A 15795-nucleotide genomic window follows, 5' to 3' on the forward strand; every position below is an offset into this window, starting at 1 on the left:
GAAATGGCTGAACCGGAAACCTGCGACCTGTTTGTAATCGGCGGCGGCATCAACGGCGCGGGCGTGGCCCGCGACGCTGCCGGCCGCGGCCTCAAGGTCGTGCTGGCGGAAAAGGACGATCTGGCGCAGGGGACGTCGTCGCGCTCCGGCAAGCTGGTGCATGGCGGCTTGCGCTATCTGGAATATTATGAGTTCCGCCTTGTGCGCGAGGCGCTGATCGAGCGCGAAGTGCTGCTCAACGCCGCTCCGCACATCATCTGGCCGATGCGCTTTGTGCTGCCGCACAGCCCACAGGACCGCCCGGCCTGGCTGGTGCGGCTCGGCCTGTTTCTCTACGACCATCTCGGCGGACGCAAGAAGCTTCCCGGCACGCGCACGCTCGATCTGCGCCGCGACCCGGAAGGCACGCCGATCCTCGACCAGTACACCAAGGGTTTTGAATATTCCGATTGCTGGGTGGACGATGCCCGCCTGGTGGCACTCAATGCGGTGGGCGCTGCCGAAAAGGGCGCGACCATCCTCACCCGCACGCCTGTCGTCTCCGCCCGTCGCGAAAAAAGCGGCTGGATCGTGGAAACGAAGAACCGCGATACCGGCGAGATCCGGACGTTACGCGCCCGCTGCATCGTCAATTGCGCCGGGCCATGGGTCACGGACGTCATCCACAATGTCGCCGGATCGAACTCGTCGCGCAATGTGCGTCTGGTCAAGGGCAGCCACATCATCGTTCCGAAATTCTGGTCGGGCGCAAATGCCTATCTGGTCCAGAACCACGACAAGCGCGTGATCTTCATCAACCCTTATGAGGGCGACAAGGCCCTGATCGGCACCACCGACATTGCCTATGAAGGTCGCGCCGAAGACGTTGCGGCGGACGAGAAGGAAATCGAATATCTGCTGACCGCCGTGAACCGCTATTTCAAGGAAAAGCTGCGCCGCGAGGACGTGCTGCACTCCTTCTCCGGCGTGCGCCCGCTGTTTGACGATGGCAAGGGCAATCCTTCCGCCGTCACCCGCGATTATGTCTTCGACCTCGATGAAACCAACGATGCGCCGCTGCTCAATGTCTTTGGCGGCAAGATCACCACGTTCCGCGAGCTGGCGGAGCGCGGCATGCATCGCCTCAAGCACATTTTCCCGAACATGGGCGGCGACTGGACGCATGACGCGCCGCTTCCGGGCGGCGAAATCGCCAATGCCGATTATGAAACCTTCGCCAATTCCCTGCGCGACACCTATCCGTGGATGCCGCGCATGCTCGTCCATCATTACGGGCGTCTCTATGGTGCACGCACCAAGGACGTGGTTGCGGGCGCACAGAACCTCGAAGGGCTTGGCCGTCATTTCGGCGGCAACTTCCACGAAGCCGAAGTGCGCTATCTGGTGGCCAAGGAATGGGCGAAGACGGCGGAAGACATTCTCTATCGCCGTACCAAGCACTATCTGCACCTGACCGAAGCCGAACGCGCCGCATTCGTGGAATGGTTCGACAACGCCAATCTAGTTGCTTGAGGACGACATGGCCCTTACGCTTTCGCTCAACACCAATCCGCTGGTCAATCGCTTTGCCGAACCGGGCGACCTGATCGAAACGGTTGCCCGCGACCTGCGCCTGCGCGACCTCCAGCTTACGCATGAATTCATCAATCCGAGCTGGCACGCCTCGACCATCCGTCGCCTGACGCGTGACATGGACAAGGCCTTGCAGCGCACCGGCGTTCGCGTCACCTCCGGCATGACCGGTCCGTATGGCCGTCTCAACCATTTCGGCCATCCAGATGCGGAAGTGCGCCGCTATTATGTCGACTGGTTCAAGATCTTTGCCGACATCATCGGCGATCTCGGCGGCAAGTCGGTCGGCACGCAGTTCGCGATCTTCACCTATAAGGATTTCGACGACCCGGCGCGCCGCGAAGACCTCATCAAGATCGCCATCGATTGCTGGGCTGAAGTTGCTGAACATGCGGCGGACGCCGGTCTCGACTATGTGTTCTGGGAGCCGATGAGCATCGGGCGCGAGTTCGGCGAGACGATCGCCGAATGCATGAAGCTTCAGGATCGCCTCACCGCCGCCGACATGGCGATCCCCATGTGGATGATGGCCGACATCGACCATGGCGACGTGACCTCGTCCAACCCGGACGACTACGACCCTTATGCCTGGGCGCGCGCCGTGCCGAAAGTCTCGCCGATCATCCATATCAAGCAGAGCCTGATGGACAAGGGCGGGCATCGCCCATTCACCGCCGCGTTCAACGCCAAGGGCCGCATCCAGCCGGAGCCGCTCCTGAAAGCCTTCGCCGAGGGCGGCGCGGTGGATAATGAAATCTGCCTCGAACTTTCCTTCAAGGAACGTGAGCCGAACGACCGCGAAGTCATTCCGCAGATTGCGGAAAGTGTGGCTTTCTGGGCTCCCCACATTGACACCGGCGCCAAGGACTTGAAAATATAGGTAATTTCACCAACCGGACCGTTTTCGATGGCAGATGCTGACGATTCACTGGCGCTGCGCGCCGCCTGGCTTCACTTCGTGGGCGGCATGACCCAGTCAGCCGTTGCCAAGCGCCTCGGCCTGCCTTCGGTGAAGGCGCATCGCCTGATCGCCAAGGCTGTTGCCGACGGCGCGGTGAAGGTGAGTATCGACGGCGACATTACCGAATGCATCGACCTCGAAAACCGTCTCGCCGATATGTACGGCCTCGACTATTGCGAGGTCGCGCCCGACATTGGCGAGGAAGGCCTGCCCTTGATGGTTCTCGGCCATGCGGGAGCGGATTTTCTGCGCCGCGAGATCGAGCATGGCGATCATGAAGTCATCGGCATCGGCCATGGCCGCACGCTGTCTGCCGCCGTCAGCTACATGCCGCGTGTTGCGGCCAGCAATGTGCGTTTCGTTTCGCTGCTGGGTGGCCTCACGCGCAATTTCGCCGCCAACCCGCATGATGTGATGCACCGCATCGCGGAAAAAACCGGCATGCCCGCTTATGTGATGCCGGTTCCGTTTTTCGCCAACACGGCGGAAGACCGTGAAGTGCTGCTCGCCCAGCGCGGCGTCACCACTGTTTTCGACATGGGTTGCCGCGCCGAACTGAAGATCGTCGGCATTGGCACAGTTGATGCGCAAGCCCAGCTCGTCACATCCGGCATGATAGAATTGAGTGAAGTCGAGGAGATTGCCAACCTCGGCGGCGTCGGTGAAATGCTCGGGCATTTCTTCGACGCAAACGGCCAGCGTCTCGAAACCGCGCTCACCGCCCGCACCATCGCCGCCTCGGTGGAAAACGCCGATATGAGCCGAATCATCGGGCTTGCGGGCGGCATCTCCAAGGCGGAAGCCATTCGCGCCGTGCTGAAAAGCGGGCGGCTCTACGGTCTCATTACAGATGAGCGCACGGCAAAGGCCCTTGTCCGGCAACCGAATGGAAAATAACAAAATCACATTTTCTCGTGGATTTTTTTGTGATTTTGTGATCTAACTTCATGCAATAAATGTTCCGCCAACAGATCGGATAAAGCGTGAAGCGCGACGACAGAAGACAGGCGATCATAAACCTTCTGATCGAAAATCAGGCCGTCGACCTGGACGATCTGGCGGATCGGTTTGCGGTTTCCAGAATGACGATCCACCGCGATCTGGATTCGCTGGAGCATTCCGGCGTACTACGCAAGGTGCGCGGCGGCGCGACCATCGATACCGGCACCCAATTCGAAAGCGATTTCCGTTTCCGCGAGCGGCAGGACGGCGAAGCAAAACAGAAAATGGCCCGCGCCGCGCTCGAGCTTGTCGAACCCGGCATGACCGTTATGGTCAATGACGGTTCCATGGCGGCGGTTCTCGGCGGCATGCTGCTGGAAAAGCGCCCATTGACCGTTATCACAAACAATGCCGTCATCGTCGATGAGTTGAAGGGCGAGAACGGGATCAATCTGATCGCGCTCGGCGGGACCTATTCAGCCAAGTTCAACGCGTTTTTCGGTATCCTGACGGAAGAAGCGCTGTCGCATTTGAGCGCCGATATCGCCTTCATTTCGTCGCCCGCCGTCAACGGGCAGCTTGTCTATCACATGGATGAAAACGTGGTGCGCACCAAGCGCGCCATGACCGCATCTGCCGCCCGCACCTGCCTTCTCGTCAATCACCAGCGGTTCGGACGCCCTGCCCTCCACGTCATGGCAAACCTGTCGGATTTCGACGCGATCATCACCGATTCATCACCCGGCGCGGCCATACTGGACGAGCTAGAGCAGGCCGGGATCAGACTGACAATAGCAGCAGACTAGGAACAGTTACGCATGAGCAGATTCTGGGTTGGAACGAGTTGGAAAATGAACAAGACGCTGGCCGAAGCCCGTGTCTTTGCGGAAGCGCTGAAAGCTGCCGACGGCGGACGTTCCGCCGATATCCAGCGCTTCGTCATTCCACCGTTCACCGCCGTTCGCGAAGTGAAGGAAATCCTGTCCGGCACCTCCGTCAAGGTGGGCGCGCAGAACATGCACTGGGCCGACCAGGGCGCATGGACGGGCGAAGTTTCGCCGCTGATGCTGAAAGATTGCAATCTCGACATTGTTGAACTCGGCCATTCGGAACGCCGCGAGCATTTCGGCGAGACCAACGAGACGGTTGGCCTGAAAGTGGAAGCCGCCGTGCGCCACGGCCTGATCCCGCTCATCTGCATCGGCGAAACGCTGGAAGACCGCGAAAGCGGACGCGCGGCTGAAGTGCTGGAAGAAGAAGTGCGCGGTGCGCTTGCCAAGCTTTCCGACGACCAGAAAAAGGCTGAAATCCTGTTCGCCTATGAGCCCGTGTGGGCCATCGGCGAGAACGGCATCCCCGCTTCCGCCGATTATGCCGACGCGCGGCAGGCCGAAATCATTGCTGTTGCCGAAAGCGTTCTCGGACGCCGCGTGCCTTGCCTCTATGGCGGCTCGGTCAATCCCGGCAATTGCGAAGAACTCATTGCCTGCCCGCATATCGACGGCCTGTTCATCGGCCGCTCGGCGTGGAACGTGGAAGGCTATCTCGACATTCTGGACAAGTGCGCCAGAAAGATTCAATCCAATTAAAGGAGCAATCCCATGAAAGTAGCAGTAGCAGGCGACAGCGCCGGCGAAGGTCTGGCCAAGGTTCTCGCCGATCATCTCAAGGACCGTTTCGAGGTTTCGGAAATCTCGCGCACCGATGCTGGCGCGGATGCGTTCTACGCCAACCTTTCCGACCGCGTGGCTTCCGCTGTTCTCGACGGCACCTATGACCGCGCCATCCTCGTTTGCGGCACCGGCATCGGCGTGTGCATTGCCGCCAACAAAGTTCCGGGCATCCGCGCCGCGCTGACGCACGACACCTATTCGGCAGAACGCGCAGCGCTTTCCAACAACGCCCAGATCATCACCATGGGCGCCCGCGTCATCGGTTCGGAAGTGGCCAAGACCATTGCCGATGCCTTCCTCGCGCAGACCTTTGACGAAAACGGCCGTTCGGCTGGCAATGTCAACGCGATCAACGAAGTTGACGCGAAATACAACAAGGCCTGATTGTCCGGATTTGTCACACCGGCCCGAAAATGATTTTCGGGCCGGTGTGAACGGAACGCCTCAATTTTCAGGAATTATGGCGGCATAATCCCTTGCGCCGTGCAGGACATGGACGACAACCAACTGGTCGGCATCCACACGGTAAAAGATCAGATAATTGCCGTGAACCTTTCGGCGAATGCCCTGCTTTTCATATCGGGGCACTATGGGAAAAGCCTTTGGAGAGGCAGCAAGCGCCAGGCATTCCCGTTCTATTTCATCAATAAAGGATAAAGCTCTGAGCGGATTGTCCCTCGCGATATAGTCGCCTATCCGCAGGAGGTCATCCGTCGCTTCGTCCGTGAAATGGACCTTCATTCGGTCGTGTCCGGCAGCATTGCCTGATAGCGTTTACGCAAGGCCCCGAAAACCTCCTCCGAGCCGGATGTGCGGTTCGCATCAGCGTCGGCAATCCCGCGCATGATCGAGGCGTCGAGCGCAGCAAGCCGGGTCTCCCGCTCCTGAACCAGACGCACGCCTTCTCGCAAAACCTCGCTTTTCGAGCCGTATCGCCCCGTATCGACAAGGTTTTGAATGTAGCTTTCAAGCTGCTTGCCAAGGTCTGCGCTAATCATGGTTGGCCTCCATTGGTTGCGGGATCGCAGGATAAGGCCATTATCAACTATTATCAACGCTCCTCAAAAGCAAAAAAACGGAGGGTTTCCCCTCCGCTTTTCTTTTGTCATTTCAGCAAAGATTTAGCTGAACTTCGGGTCCAGCGAACCATCGCGATAGCGCTTTGCCATGTCCGAAAGCGGGATCGGGCGGATCGAGGCGGCATGACCGGCAGTGCCGAACTGCTCGAAACGCTCCTTGCAGAGCTTGGTCATGGCAGCCATTGCTGGCTTCAGGTATTTGCGCGGGTCGAACTCGCTCGGGTCTTCCTGCAGGACGCGGCGGATCTGGCCGGTCAGCGCCATGCGGTTATCCGTGTCGATGTTGATCTTGCGCACGCCATGCTTGATGCCGCGCTGGATTTCCTCGACCGGAACGCCCCACGTCGGCTTCATCTGGCCGCCATACTTGTTGATGATTTCCTGCAATTCTTCCGGCACCGACGACGAGCCGTGCATGACAAGATGCGTGTTCGGCAGCTTGCGATGAATTTCCTCGATCACATGCATGGCGAGGACGGAACCGTCCGGCTTGCGGCTGAACTTGTAGGCGCCATGCGAGGTGCCCATGGCAATCGCCAGCGCATCGACCTTGGTTTCGCGCACGAACTTCACGGCTTCGTCCGGATCGGTCAGAAGCTGGTCGTGCGACAGCACGCCTTCCGCACCGTGGCCGTCTTCGGCATCGCCCATGCCGGTTTCGAGCGAGCCCAGCACGCCAAGTTCGCCTTCCACCGAAATGCCGCCCAGATGCGACATCTCGCTGACCTGACGCGTGACCGAGACGTTATAGTCCCAGTCGGCAGGCGTCTTGCCGTCCGCCTTCAGCGAACCGTCCATCATGACGGAGGTGAAGCCTGCCTGAATGGCGGTCATGCAGGTGGCGGCTTCATTGCCGTGGTCGAGATGCACGCAGACCGGGATATGCGGATAGATTTCCGTCACCGCGTCCATCATGTGACGGAGCATGATATCGTTGGCATAGGCACGCGCGCCGCGCGAAGCCTGCAGGATCACCGGCGCATCGACGGCATCCGCCGCTTCCATGATGGCCAGCGCCTGTTCCATGTTGTTGATGTTGAATGCCGGTACGCCGTAACCCTTTTCAGCGGCGTGATCGAGCAATTGCCGCAGCGTAATGCGCGCCATTTTCCAGACTCCCTTGAATTCCCACTATCAGACTATTTCGCGAAATATTCGCCGAGGATATCCACCTCTTCGGCCACACCGAACACCAGCGCGCTGCGCTCATGATAGGTTTGCGGCACGATATCGAGGATCGGCATTGCACCATTGGTTGCCTTCCCGCCTGCCTCGCGGGCGAGAAAGGCAATCGGATTGGCTTCGTAGACGAGCCGCAGGCGGCCCTTCTCGTAGCCGGGGCGGCTGTCATTCACATAGAAGAACAGACCGCCGCGCTGCATGATGCGGTGCATGTCGCCCACCGCGGCACCAAGCCAGCGCATGTTGAAATTGCGCCCGCGCGGACCGTCCTTGCCGTTATAGGCATCGTCCACATAGGCCTTCATGCCGGGGGACAGATGACGATACACGGATGCGTTGAACGCCAGATCAGACGTGCGTTCCGGCAGCGTCACCTTGCGGCGCGTGATATGGAAAACACCGCTCGCCGGGTCGAAGGTCGCGAAGATCACGCCCTCGCCGACCGAAAAGCCAAGATCGACCGAATTGCCGTAGGAAACATAACCGGCTGCAATCTGGCGGTTGCCGGGCTGCAAAAACGGCTCTTCCACATCGGCGGGAAGGATCGAGAAGATCGTGCCAAGCGGTGCACCGAGACCCACATTGCCAGAGCCATCAAGCGGATCGATGGCGACGGCGATCAATCCATCGGCCTTGCCTGCCACCGGCAGGTCTGCTTCTTCCGAAAGAATGGAGGCAGCGCCTGCGGCAATCAGCAGTTCGACAAACAGGTTGTGCGAACCGACATCGATGCACTTCTGCTGGTCCTGATCGCTGTTGACGCCAACGAGCTTGCCCGGATCGCCGGGAAGCGAGCCGCGTGCGATACGACCGGCAAGCCGCGTCGCGCCAGCCAGAATGGCCTTGATCGCATCGGCGGTCGCAAGGCGCAAACCATCCTTGCCAGCCCAGTTGTCGAGATAGGCTCCGACCGCTTCGGCTTCCACGCGATCGCTATCGCCCACCAGAACCAGTGGAGAAAAATTGCCAGCCATCGTCATTTGCCCTGCTCCAGCAAGAATTTTGCGCGGGCGATAATCGCCTCCGCCGTGATGCCGAATTTTTCATAAAGCACTTCGGCAGGGGCCGAAGCGCCGAAGCCATCCATGCCGATCACATCGTCTTCGCTGTCGACATAGCGTGTCCAGCCGAACTTGCCCGCAGCTTCCACGGCGATGCGCGGCGCATCGCCCAGCACGCCGTTACGGTATTCCTTGCTCTGCTTTTCAAAGAGGTCCCAGCTCGGCATGGAGACAACCGCCGTTGCGATGCCTTCCTCGGCGAGCTTTTCGGCAGCCTTCACAGCGAGCGAGACTTCCGTGCCCGTGGCAAGCAGCGTGATCTGGCGTTCGCCCTTTGCTTCACGCAGCACATAGGCGCCGCGTGCGGAAAGGTTCTCGCCATTGTCGGTGCGCAACTGCGGCACGTTCTGGCGCGACAGGGCCAGAACCGAAGGCGTATGCGGGTCGGAAACCGCCACAGCCCAGCATTCCAGCGTTTCAATCGTATCCGCCGGGCGGAAGACATGAAGGTTCGGCATGGCGCGCAGGCTGGCCAGATGTTCGACCGGCTGGTGCGTCGGGCCGTCTTCGCCAAGACCGATGGAGTCATGCGTCAGCACATGGATAACGCGCACGCCCATCAGCGCCGAAAGGCGGATGGCGTTGCGGGCATAATCGGAGAACACCATGAAGGTGCCGCCGTAAGGAATGAAGCCGCCATGGACCGCAATGCCGTTCATGGCCGCGCCCATAGCGAACTCACGCACGCCGTAGCTTACATAGCGGCCGCTCTTTTCCGGCGTGAAATCGCTGTCGACAGCCGGAACGCGGGTGAGGTCAGCCGAGCCGCCGATCATTTCCGGGAGCGCCGCCGTCAGGCTTTCAAGCGCGATCTGGCTTGCCTTGCGGGTTGCAACGTTCTGCGGCTTGTCGAGCAGGCGCTGCTTGGCGTCGGCAACGGTCTTCTGGAAGCTTTCCGGCAGAGTGCCGGCAATACGGCGGTCGAATTCGGCGCGTTCACTCACGGGCAGCGCATCGACGCGCTTCTGCCAGGCTTCGCGTTCGGACGCGCCGCGGGCACCGGCTTCACGCCAGGCATTGAGCAACGGGGCCGGAATTTCAAAGGCTTCCGCCGTCCAGCCGAGCGCTGCCTTGGTGGCGGCATTTTCAGCGGCACCGAGCGGCGCGCCATGAACCCCACTCGTACCGGCGCGGTTCGGCGAACCGTAGCCGATGACGGTCTTGAGCGCGATCAGCGTCGGGCGGTGAGATTGAGCCTTTGCGCGGGTCAAAGCCGCATCGATGGCGTCGTGATCATGACCATCGACTTTTTCGACATTCCAGCCGCAAGCCTTGAACTTGGCCGGAATATCGTCGGTGAAGGCGATTTCCGTGCTGCCGTCGATGGTGATGCCGTTATCGTCATAGAGCACAATCAGCTTACCGAGGCGAAGATGGCCGGCAAGCGAAATCGCTTCCTGTCCCACGCCTTCCATAAGGCAGCCGTCGCCGCAGAAAACATAGGTGCGATGATCGACAATATCCTTGCCGAACTGGTCGGCCAGCGCGCGTTCGGCGATTGCCATGCCGACCGAGCTTGCAAGCCCCTGACCGAGCGGCCCGGTGGTCAGCTCCACGCCTTCGGTGTGGCCATATTCCGGATGCCCTGCGGTCTTTGAACCCCACTGGCGGAAGTTCTTCAGCTCGTCGATGGACACGTCCTTGTAGCCCGCAAGATAAAGCGCGCTGTAAAGCAGCATCGAACCATGGCCGTTGGAAAGCACGAAACGGTCACGATCCGCCCATTTGGGTGCCGAGGCGTCGAATTTCAGATGCTTCGAGAACAGAACGGCGGCGGCATCTGCCATGCCGAGCGGCATTCCCGGATGGCCGGAATTGGCGGCATCGACGGCATCAATCGAAAGAGCGCGAATGCAGTTGGCGAGTTGCAGCATATCTGATACGGGCGGGGCGAAATTCATCGGCGGCAACCTCCTTGCCAAATGCAAAGTCTCAGGCATTTCCGGCAAACGAAACCCGGGTTCCGACTCCGGCAGGCGTATAAACAACAAAGCCAGGGCGCATTGTGTAACGGCGACTGGATGCAATGCGCTCATGCTGCCCGGGATTGCGCGGTCCTGTGAGGGTCGGCCCCGGACACCAATTCCGGTAACACCGTTTCAAAAGCATAACAATATGGTCATAACATTATAACGATTTAAATGTGATCTTGAGTGTGATTTTTCTTTCCACACGCCTGTTTTAGCCTCGCCAGACGGGCGAAATCGCAGAATCAGCGTCGCGACTCACCCGCAAAACGCAAAAGGCAGCCCATGGATGACCACGGACTGCCATTGGAATGATCCTTGCGATGGGTGGATTACGCGCCCGCCATGCGCTGGCGGCGTTCCCGCAGCAGCATCGGACCATATTCCAGAACGTAAAGCCCGAAAGCGCCCATCCAGAGCAAGGCCGATGCGGCGAGGATGGTGTGAAAGAAATTCGGCATGATTTCCGCCAGCGGGCGGATCAGGGCAGCAGCGACAAGGCAGAGATAAGCGACCTGCGTGATGGGCGAGGCTGTCAGTTCGCGCCCGGTGTGGCCGCGTGTCGCCCGCGTCATGACGGCGAGCATCATGCAGCCCATCGCGCCCACAGTCACCACATGCAAGGCCGAATAAGGGTTGAGGCGATTGATGGCTGAGAGACCGATGGCGATGAAACCGAGCGGGATGAAGGCATAGGCGACGTGAAGCACGAGCAGCAGCTTTTCCCGCGCAACCGACCATCCCCGCCAGCGATAAAGCCGCACGATATGAAACAGCGCCGCAATCCACGCCAGAACTGCGGTGATCGTCTGGTCGGGAGCGGCGATCCAGCCGATGCAGGCCACCGCGCCGACAATAATGCTGAACCCGTCATAACGGTTGAACGGCACCGGAAAACGCGCCTTCCCCATCTTGTTCAGCCAGTTGCGGGTAAAGCTCGGTACGATGCGCCCGCCGATCACCATCACCAGCAGGACATAGGCGCTGACCCCGATGCGGTTGGCCAAGGCTACATCGCCATCGGTCAGGATCAGATAATGAAAGACCAGGTTGGCGACCATCACCGTCGCGACGCCAATCAGCACCTTCAGGTTTTTCCATTGGCGTCCGGCGATGATTTCCCGCCCGCAGATGAAAAGCAGCGAAGGCAGGAACAGGCTTTCGACCGCAACGGCAAACCGCACATCGATAAGGTCAGGCTCCAGAAACACCAGCCGCCCCGCAAGCCACACGCCGACAATTATAGCGAGCGGCGTTCCCGATACGGGCAGGCCACCCGTCCAGTTCGGAATGGCTGTCAGCAGAAAGCCTGCGAGAACGGCGGAAGAGAAACCGAACACCATTTCATGGGCGTGCCAGTTCAGCCCGCCATAGGAACCGCCGAGCGGCATCCCGAGCGTCAGCGACAATATCCACAAAAGCATGGCCAGAACGGCCCATATGGCTCCGCCCAGAAAGAATGGGCGGAAGCCATAGCTGAGGAGGACGGGACCGGTCATCTTCAGTCCGCGCGGCATACCTTTTTGATCGGATGGCATCGCAGCAGGTACTGCCTGCAGGCCTGGCTGTCTGGTCATGATGTCCTCGCCATGAAGCCGGTCAAGTCCGGCTCATCGAGTTTCGATACTACTTGCCATATTACTGAGCGCTGGCGATGACCTTTTCCAGCCGCTCCTGAACGACCTTCGGCTTCTTGGCCGAAACGATCCGGTCGAGATTGGCCGGACTGTCGCCGACGGCGATCAGCGCGATCATGCCCATGGCATAATGCGGGGTGCACTTTACCAGATAGGCGCCGGGTTCGGTAACCGTCAGCACATAATTCTCGTTGATCTTGCTTTTGAACTTCTCCGCGCCTTCAGGGATCATGTCCTTGATGGATTCGACATTGTGTCCCTTGTCGACCGGCACGAAGGTGATCGTGTCGCCGGGATTGGCCTTTATATAGGCGGGTTCGAAAACCATGGCGCCCTCAGCACCCTTGTTGAGCATATGGACTTCGATATTTTCGGCAAGAGCGGGGGCCGCCAGCACAGCAAGAATGCCTGCTGCAGCAAATTTGATTGCGAGTTTACGCATTTTCGTCCTGATCTCCATCGGATGGGCGCAGCTGCCGTCTCGGCTTCAACGCGCCACACAACGGGATTTAGACCTGCCGCCTGCCGATCTCTTTGATCTGGATCAAACAGTCTGAGTTATTCATGATAATATCGCTCAAATTTCAATCGGAACAAGCGATTGATTTTCCGCGCCCGGCCATCGCATCATTCCGGACGGCTGACAGCCCTTTTGCCGCAGGCTCCGGTCCGCTTGCCCGGCATGACAACCCTGCATGCATCTTGTATGCATTTTAGGGAACAATATTCGCTGCAAGGGATGAGAGAATGAGCGACACCATTTCGATTTCGACAGACGAACTCGCCGGGCTTGTGCGGGAAATCCTGAACAAGGCGGGTTTCAGCGCCGACCATGCCGCAGCCATCGCCAAGACGATTGTGGCGGGCGAGCGCGACGGCTGCAAATCGCATGGTGTCTACCGCATTGAAGGCTGCCTGCGCACGCTGAAAAGCGGCAAGGTGATTGCCGATGCCGATCCGGTCGTCACGACCGACGACAGCGCCGTTGTTCGCGTCGACGCCAAGGGCGGCTTTGCCAATCTGGCCTTTGAACGCGGCACGCCTGCCCTCGTCGAGAAGGCGCGCAAGCTCGGCGTCGCGGCGCTGGCGATCAACGACTGCACCCATTTCGCAGCCCTCTGGCCTGAAGTGGAAGCGCTCGCAGAACAGGGGCTTGCCGCAATCGCCATGTGCCCGAGCTATGCAACCGTTGCGCCCGCAGGTGGAACGAAGCCGCTTCTCGGCACCAACCCGTTTGCCTTCGGCTGGCCGCGCCCCGGCGATTATCCTTATGTGTTCGACTTTGCCACCAGCGTTGCCGCGCGTGGCGAGCTGGAGCTTTATCGCCGCGCCGGAAAGCAGCTGCCCGAAGGCTGGGCCGTCGATGCGGACGGCAATCCGACCACCGATCCGGAAGCCGCCCTTGCGGGCGCGATGCTGCCATTTGGCGGGCACAAGGGATCGGCCATTTCCACGATGATCGAACTTCTGGCCGGTGTGATGATCGGTGATTTCACCAGCCCCGAAGCGCTCGACTTCCTCGGCACGACGACGCTTGCGCCGCGCCATGGCGAGCTCATCATCGCCTTCGACCCTGCCCGCATGGCGGGCGGTCGCGGCAACCCGCAGGAGCGCGGCGAAATCCTGATTGATGCGATTGCCGGACAGGGCGCGCGCCTGCCGTCGCAGCGCCGCTTTGCCGCCCGCCGCGATTCACTCAGCAAAGGCATCACGCTGACCGCCGCCGAAATGGCGCTGCTGGAAAAGCTGAAGGAAAAGAGTCTGGACGCCGTGTCCTGATCTTATAAAAAAGGCGCCGAACTCGGCGCCTTTTTCTTTACTTATGATGATTTCAGGCGGCGTATTTTGCTGCCGCGCTGCCCTGCTTGTTCCAGCCTGCATACCAGTCCTGGAACAGCTTGAGCTGGGTTTCGCAATAGCCGCGCTGGCTATCGGAGAGCTTGTCCGTCTCGTTGAAATGCAGCTCATATTCGGGATTGCCGGTCAGGACCATCATGTGCTTGTAGAAGAGAACGAGGTCCGGGCCTTCATCGAAGGACGACAGAACGTCGAGCGCGGCTTCGAGTTCCAGCGCCAGCTTGCGCGCTTCGACGTCGCCGGTGGCTGCGGCCTTCGACAGGGCAACCAGATGCTGCACTTCCTTCGGCAGCACATTGCCGATGCCGGTGATCGCGCCGGTTGCGCCGCAATTGACGAAGCCGTGGAAGACGCCGGTATCGACGCCGACCATCAGGGTCACATCGTCATCGGCGCTGGTGATGTTTTCAGCAGCGTAACGCATGGCTTCCGCGCCGCCGAATTCCTTGAAGCCGATGAGGTTCGGATGTTCTGCGCGCAGCGCGAAGAACAGGTCGGCGCGGGTCGCAAAGCCGTAATACGGACTGTTGTAGATGACAGCCGGAAGGTCGGGAGCAGCCGACAGGATCGCCTTGAAATGCGCCTTCTGCGCCGAGATCGAAGAGCCGCGCGAGAGAACGCGCGGAATAACCATCAGGCCCTTCGCGCCGACTTTCTGCGCGTGCGCGGCATGGGCGGCGGCAATCTTCGTGTTGACCGCGCCGGTGCCGACGACGACAGGCACGCCAGCTTTAGCAAGCGCCTCGACGCCAGCCATGCGTTCCTCGTCCGAGAGGAGCGGCCAGTCGCCCATCGAACCGCAATAGACGACCGCAGACATGCCCTTCGCGATCAGTTCCTTGCCCTTGCGGACCAGCGCATCGAAATCCGGGGTGCGGTCGGGCTTGCAGGGGGTCATGAGGGCCGGAATGCAACCGGAGAAAATGTTAGAGGTCATAGCGTCGTTCCTTGGACGTTTTTCCTTGAGCGTTTTCACGCAAGCTGGATCTACAATCGGTCTGCCAAACCTTGTATTGAATCAAATATACACTTTGTATTTTTCTTGTCGACCAAAATTTTGTTTCGGGTTAGGATTGCTTGACGGGTGCGATTTAAACTGGTGTTAGAATGCAGTTGTGCTGCGTCGCATACACCGAAAGAGGACAGACAGGACATGGACAAAGACGACGCAAACCAGACAGCCGACCGGAAGAAGGGTTCAGGCGTAAAGCTGGTTTACGACGTGCTGCGTGACGAAATTATCGATCTTTCGCTCGCGCCGGGCAGCCCCATCGATGAAAACCAGCTCGCAGAGCGCTTTTCCATGTCGCGCACGCCGATCCGCGAGGCGCTGGTGCGGCTTGCGAGCGACGGCTTCGTGACCACGCTGCCCAACCGCTCGACGGTTGTTTCCAATATCGATTTTCTGAGCCTGCCCGCCTTTTTCGACGCGGTAACGCTCATGTACCGCGTGACGACGCGGCTTGCCGCCCGCAACCGGACCGACAAGGACCTTGAGAACATCCGGGCGCATCAGGAAGCTTTTGCCCGCGCCGTCCGCTCGCAAAACGCGCTGGAAATGATCGCGACGAACCGCGACTTTCATGCCGCCATTGCCGAAGCGGGCCGCAATCCCTTCTATACCACGTTCTTTTCGCGGCTTCTCGATGAGGGACGCAGGCTGCTGCGCCTCTATTATCAGTCCTTCGCTGATCGCCTGCCGGAGCGTTACGTCACCGAGCATGAGGACATGATCCGCGCTATCGAAGAGCGGGATGTCGACACCGCCGATCTGCTTGGCAAGGCGCATGGCGATCAGATCGTCTATCAGATCCGCAAGCTGATTGCGGAAGACCGCCGCGATCAACTGGATCTGTAGGCAGCT

The 15795-nt window shown here is 59.8% G+C and carries 16 protein-coding genes; 8 read left to right on the forward strand and 8 right to left on the reverse strand.

Translation table 11 applies throughout. From position 1 onward, the window contains the following. Nucleotides 1-3: 3 nt before the first annotated feature. The 6 genes from J9800_RS15920 (at nt 4) to derI (ending at nt 5532) form a co-directional block, all read left to right on the forward strand. Nucleotides 4-1512, forward strand: a complete 1509-nt coding sequence (locus tag J9800_RS15920) for a glycerol-3-phosphate dehydrogenase (RefSeq protein WP_114215991.1) — start codon at nt 4-6, stop codon at nt 1510-1512. Nucleotides 1513-1519: 7 nt separating this feature from the next. Continuing rightward, nucleotides 1520-2452: a sugar phosphate isomerase/epimerase family protein gene (locus J9800_RS15925; protein ID WP_114215992.1), complete on the forward strand. Its 933-nt coding sequence runs from the start codon at nt 1520-1522 to the stop codon at nt 2450-2452. A gap of 27 nt (nt 2453-2479) precedes the next feature. Further along, nucleotides 2480-3430, forward strand: a complete 951-nt coding sequence (locus tag J9800_RS15930) for a sugar-binding transcriptional regulator (protein ID WP_112586314.1) — start codon at nt 2480-2482, stop codon at nt 3428-3430. 86 nt (nt 3431-3516) lie between these two features. Then, entirely contained in the window at nt 3517-4281 is a 765-nt protein-coding gene (locus J9800_RS15935; protein ID WP_112586316.1) for a DeoR/GlpR family DNA-binding transcription regulator, read from the forward strand. 12 nt (nt 4282-4293) lie between these two features. Beyond that, complete coding sequence (locus J9800_RS15940; protein WP_114215993.1) at nt 4294-5064, forward strand: triose-phosphate isomerase; 771 nt, start codon at nt 4294-4296, stop codon at nt 5062-5064. A gap of 12 nt (nt 5065-5076) precedes the next feature. Beyond that, the gene (derI, locus tag J9800_RS15945) at nt 5077-5532 is read left to right on the forward strand and encodes a D-erythrulose-4-phosphate isomerase (protein ID WP_114215994.1); all 456 of its coding nucleotides are present in this window, start codon (nt 5077-5079) and stop codon (nt 5530-5532) included. A 60-nt stretch (nt 5533-5592) separates the two neighbouring features. On the opposite strand, the gene J9800_RS15950 is transcribed toward derI, so the two are convergent. From J9800_RS15950 to J9800_RS15980, 7 genes are all read right to left on the reverse strand, one after another. Continuing rightward, entirely contained in the window at nt 5593-5889 is a 297-nt protein-coding gene (locus J9800_RS15950) for a type II toxin-antitoxin system RelE/ParE family toxin (RefSeq protein ID WP_114215995.1), read from the reverse strand. Beyond that, nucleotides 5886-6146, reverse strand: a complete 261-nt coding sequence (locus J9800_RS15955) for a type II toxin-antitoxin system ParD family antitoxin (protein WP_112586324.1) — start codon at nt 6144-6146, stop codon at nt 5886-5888. The genes J9800_RS15950 and J9800_RS15955 overlap by 4 nt, the downstream gene beginning before the upstream one ends. Nucleotides 6147-6269: 123 nt before the next feature. Beyond that, nucleotides 6270-7334, reverse strand: coding sequence for a class II fructose-bisphosphate aldolase (fba, locus tag J9800_RS15960; protein WP_006472452.1), 1065 nt, complete (start codon nt 7332-7334; stop codon nt 6270-6272). A 32-nt stretch (nt 7335-7366) separates the two neighbouring features. After that, nucleotides 7367-8389 carry a class 1 fructose-bisphosphatase gene (locus J9800_RS15965; RefSeq protein WP_114215996.1) on the reverse strand — a complete coding sequence of 341 codons (1023 nt, stop codon included), beginning with the start codon at nt 8387-8389 and terminating at the stop codon, nt 7367-7369. After that, on the reverse strand, nt 8386-10371 hold the full coding sequence (gene tkt / locus J9800_RS15970; RefSeq protein WP_210845877.1) for a transketolase: 1986 nt from the start codon (nt 10369-10371) through the stop codon (nt 8386-8388). The genes J9800_RS15965 and tkt overlap by 4 nt, the downstream gene beginning before the upstream one ends. Nucleotides 10372-10769: 398 nt before the next feature. Beyond that, nucleotides 10770-12014: an NnrS family protein gene (locus J9800_RS15975; RefSeq protein WP_114215998.1), complete on the reverse strand. Its 1245-nt coding sequence runs from the start codon at nt 12012-12014 to the stop codon at nt 10770-10772. A gap of 61 nt (nt 12015-12075) precedes the next feature. Next, nucleotides 12076-12516 (reverse strand): pseudoazurin, encoded by a 441-nt coding sequence (locus J9800_RS15980; RefSeq protein ID WP_112586333.1) that lies wholly within the window; start codon nt 12514-12516, stop codon nt 12076-12078. Between the two features lie 305 nt (nt 12517-12821). On the opposite strand from J9800_RS15980, the gene J9800_RS15985 reads away from it, so the two are divergent. Further along, nucleotides 12822-13853 (forward strand): Ldh family oxidoreductase, encoded by a 1032-nt coding sequence (locus J9800_RS15985; protein ID WP_114215999.1) that lies wholly within the window; start codon nt 12822-12824, stop codon nt 13851-13853. Between the two features lie 52 nt (nt 13854-13905). On the opposite strand, the gene J9800_RS15990 is transcribed toward J9800_RS15985, so the two are convergent. Next, on the reverse strand, nt 13906-14868 hold the full coding sequence (locus tag J9800_RS15990; RefSeq protein ID WP_112586337.1) for a dihydrodipicolinate synthase family protein: 963 nt from the start codon (nt 14866-14868) through the stop codon (nt 13906-13908). A 216-nt stretch (nt 14869-15084) separates the two neighbouring features. Between J9800_RS15990 and J9800_RS15995 the strand changes: the two genes are divergently transcribed. Next, nucleotides 15085-15789 (forward strand): GntR family transcriptional regulator, encoded by a 705-nt coding sequence (locus J9800_RS15995; protein WP_006468363.1) that lies wholly within the window; start codon nt 15085-15087, stop codon nt 15787-15789. Nucleotides 15790-15795 lie beyond the last annotated feature (6 nt).

The organism is Ochrobactrum sp. AP1BH01-1 (assembly GCF_018066705.1).
Taxonomy (GTDB): domain Bacteria; phylum Pseudomonadota; class Alphaproteobacteria; order Rhizobiales; family Rhizobiaceae; genus Brucella.

Coding starts and splice junctions, on each gene's coding strand:
- J9800_RS15985 (WP_114215999.1), top strand. CDS start 12,822: ATGAGCGACACCATTTCGATTTCGACAGACGAACTCGCCGGGCTTGTG.
- J9800_RS15995 (WP_006468363.1), top strand. CDS start 15,085: ATGGACAAAGACGACGCAAACCAGACAGCCGACCGGAAGAAGGGTTCA.
- derI (WP_114215994.1), top strand. CDS start 5,077: ATGAAAGTAGCAGTAGCAGGCGACAGCGCCGGCGAAGGTCTGGCCAAG.
- fba (WP_006472452.1), bottom strand. CDS start 7,334: ATGGCGCGCATTACGCTGCGGCAATTGCTCGATCACGCCGCTGAAAAG.
- J9800_RS15975 (WP_114215998.1), bottom strand. CDS start 12,014: ATGACCAGACAGCCAGGCCTGCAGGCAGTACCTGCTGCGATGCCATCC.
- tkt (WP_210845877.1), bottom strand. CDS start 10,371: ATGAATTTCGCCCCGCCCGTATCAGATATGCTGCAACTCGCCAACTGC.
- J9800_RS15920 (WP_114215991.1), top strand. CDS start 4: ATGGCTGAACCGGAAACCTGCGACCTGTTTGTAATCGGCGGCGGCATC.
- J9800_RS15980 (WP_112586333.1), bottom strand. CDS start 12,516: ATGCGTAAACTCGCAATCAAATTTGCTGCAGCAGGCATTCTTGCTGTG.
- J9800_RS15950 (WP_114215995.1), bottom strand. CDS start 5,889: ATGAAGGTCCATTTCACGGACGAAGCGACGGATGACCTCCTGCGGATA.
- J9800_RS15930 (WP_112586314.1), top strand. CDS start 2,480: ATGGCAGATGCTGACGATTCACTGGCGCTGCGCGCCGCCTGGCTTCAC.
- J9800_RS15940 (WP_114215993.1), top strand. CDS start 4,294: ATGAGCAGATTCTGGGTTGGAACGAGTTGGAAAATGAACAAGACGCTG.
- J9800_RS15925 (WP_114215992.1), top strand. CDS start 1,520: ATGGCCCTTACGCTTTCGCTCAACACCAATCCGCTGGTCAATCGCTTT.
- J9800_RS15955 (WP_112586324.1), bottom strand. CDS start 6,146: ATGATTAGCGCAGACCTTGGCAAGCAGCTTGAAAGCTACATTCAAAAC.
- J9800_RS15990 (WP_112586337.1), bottom strand. CDS start 14,868: ATGACCTCTAACATTTTCTCCGGTTGCATTCCGGCCCTCATGACCCCC.
- J9800_RS15965 (WP_114215996.1), bottom strand. CDS start 8,389: ATGACGATGGCTGGCAATTTTTCTCCACTGGTTCTGGTGGGCGATAGC.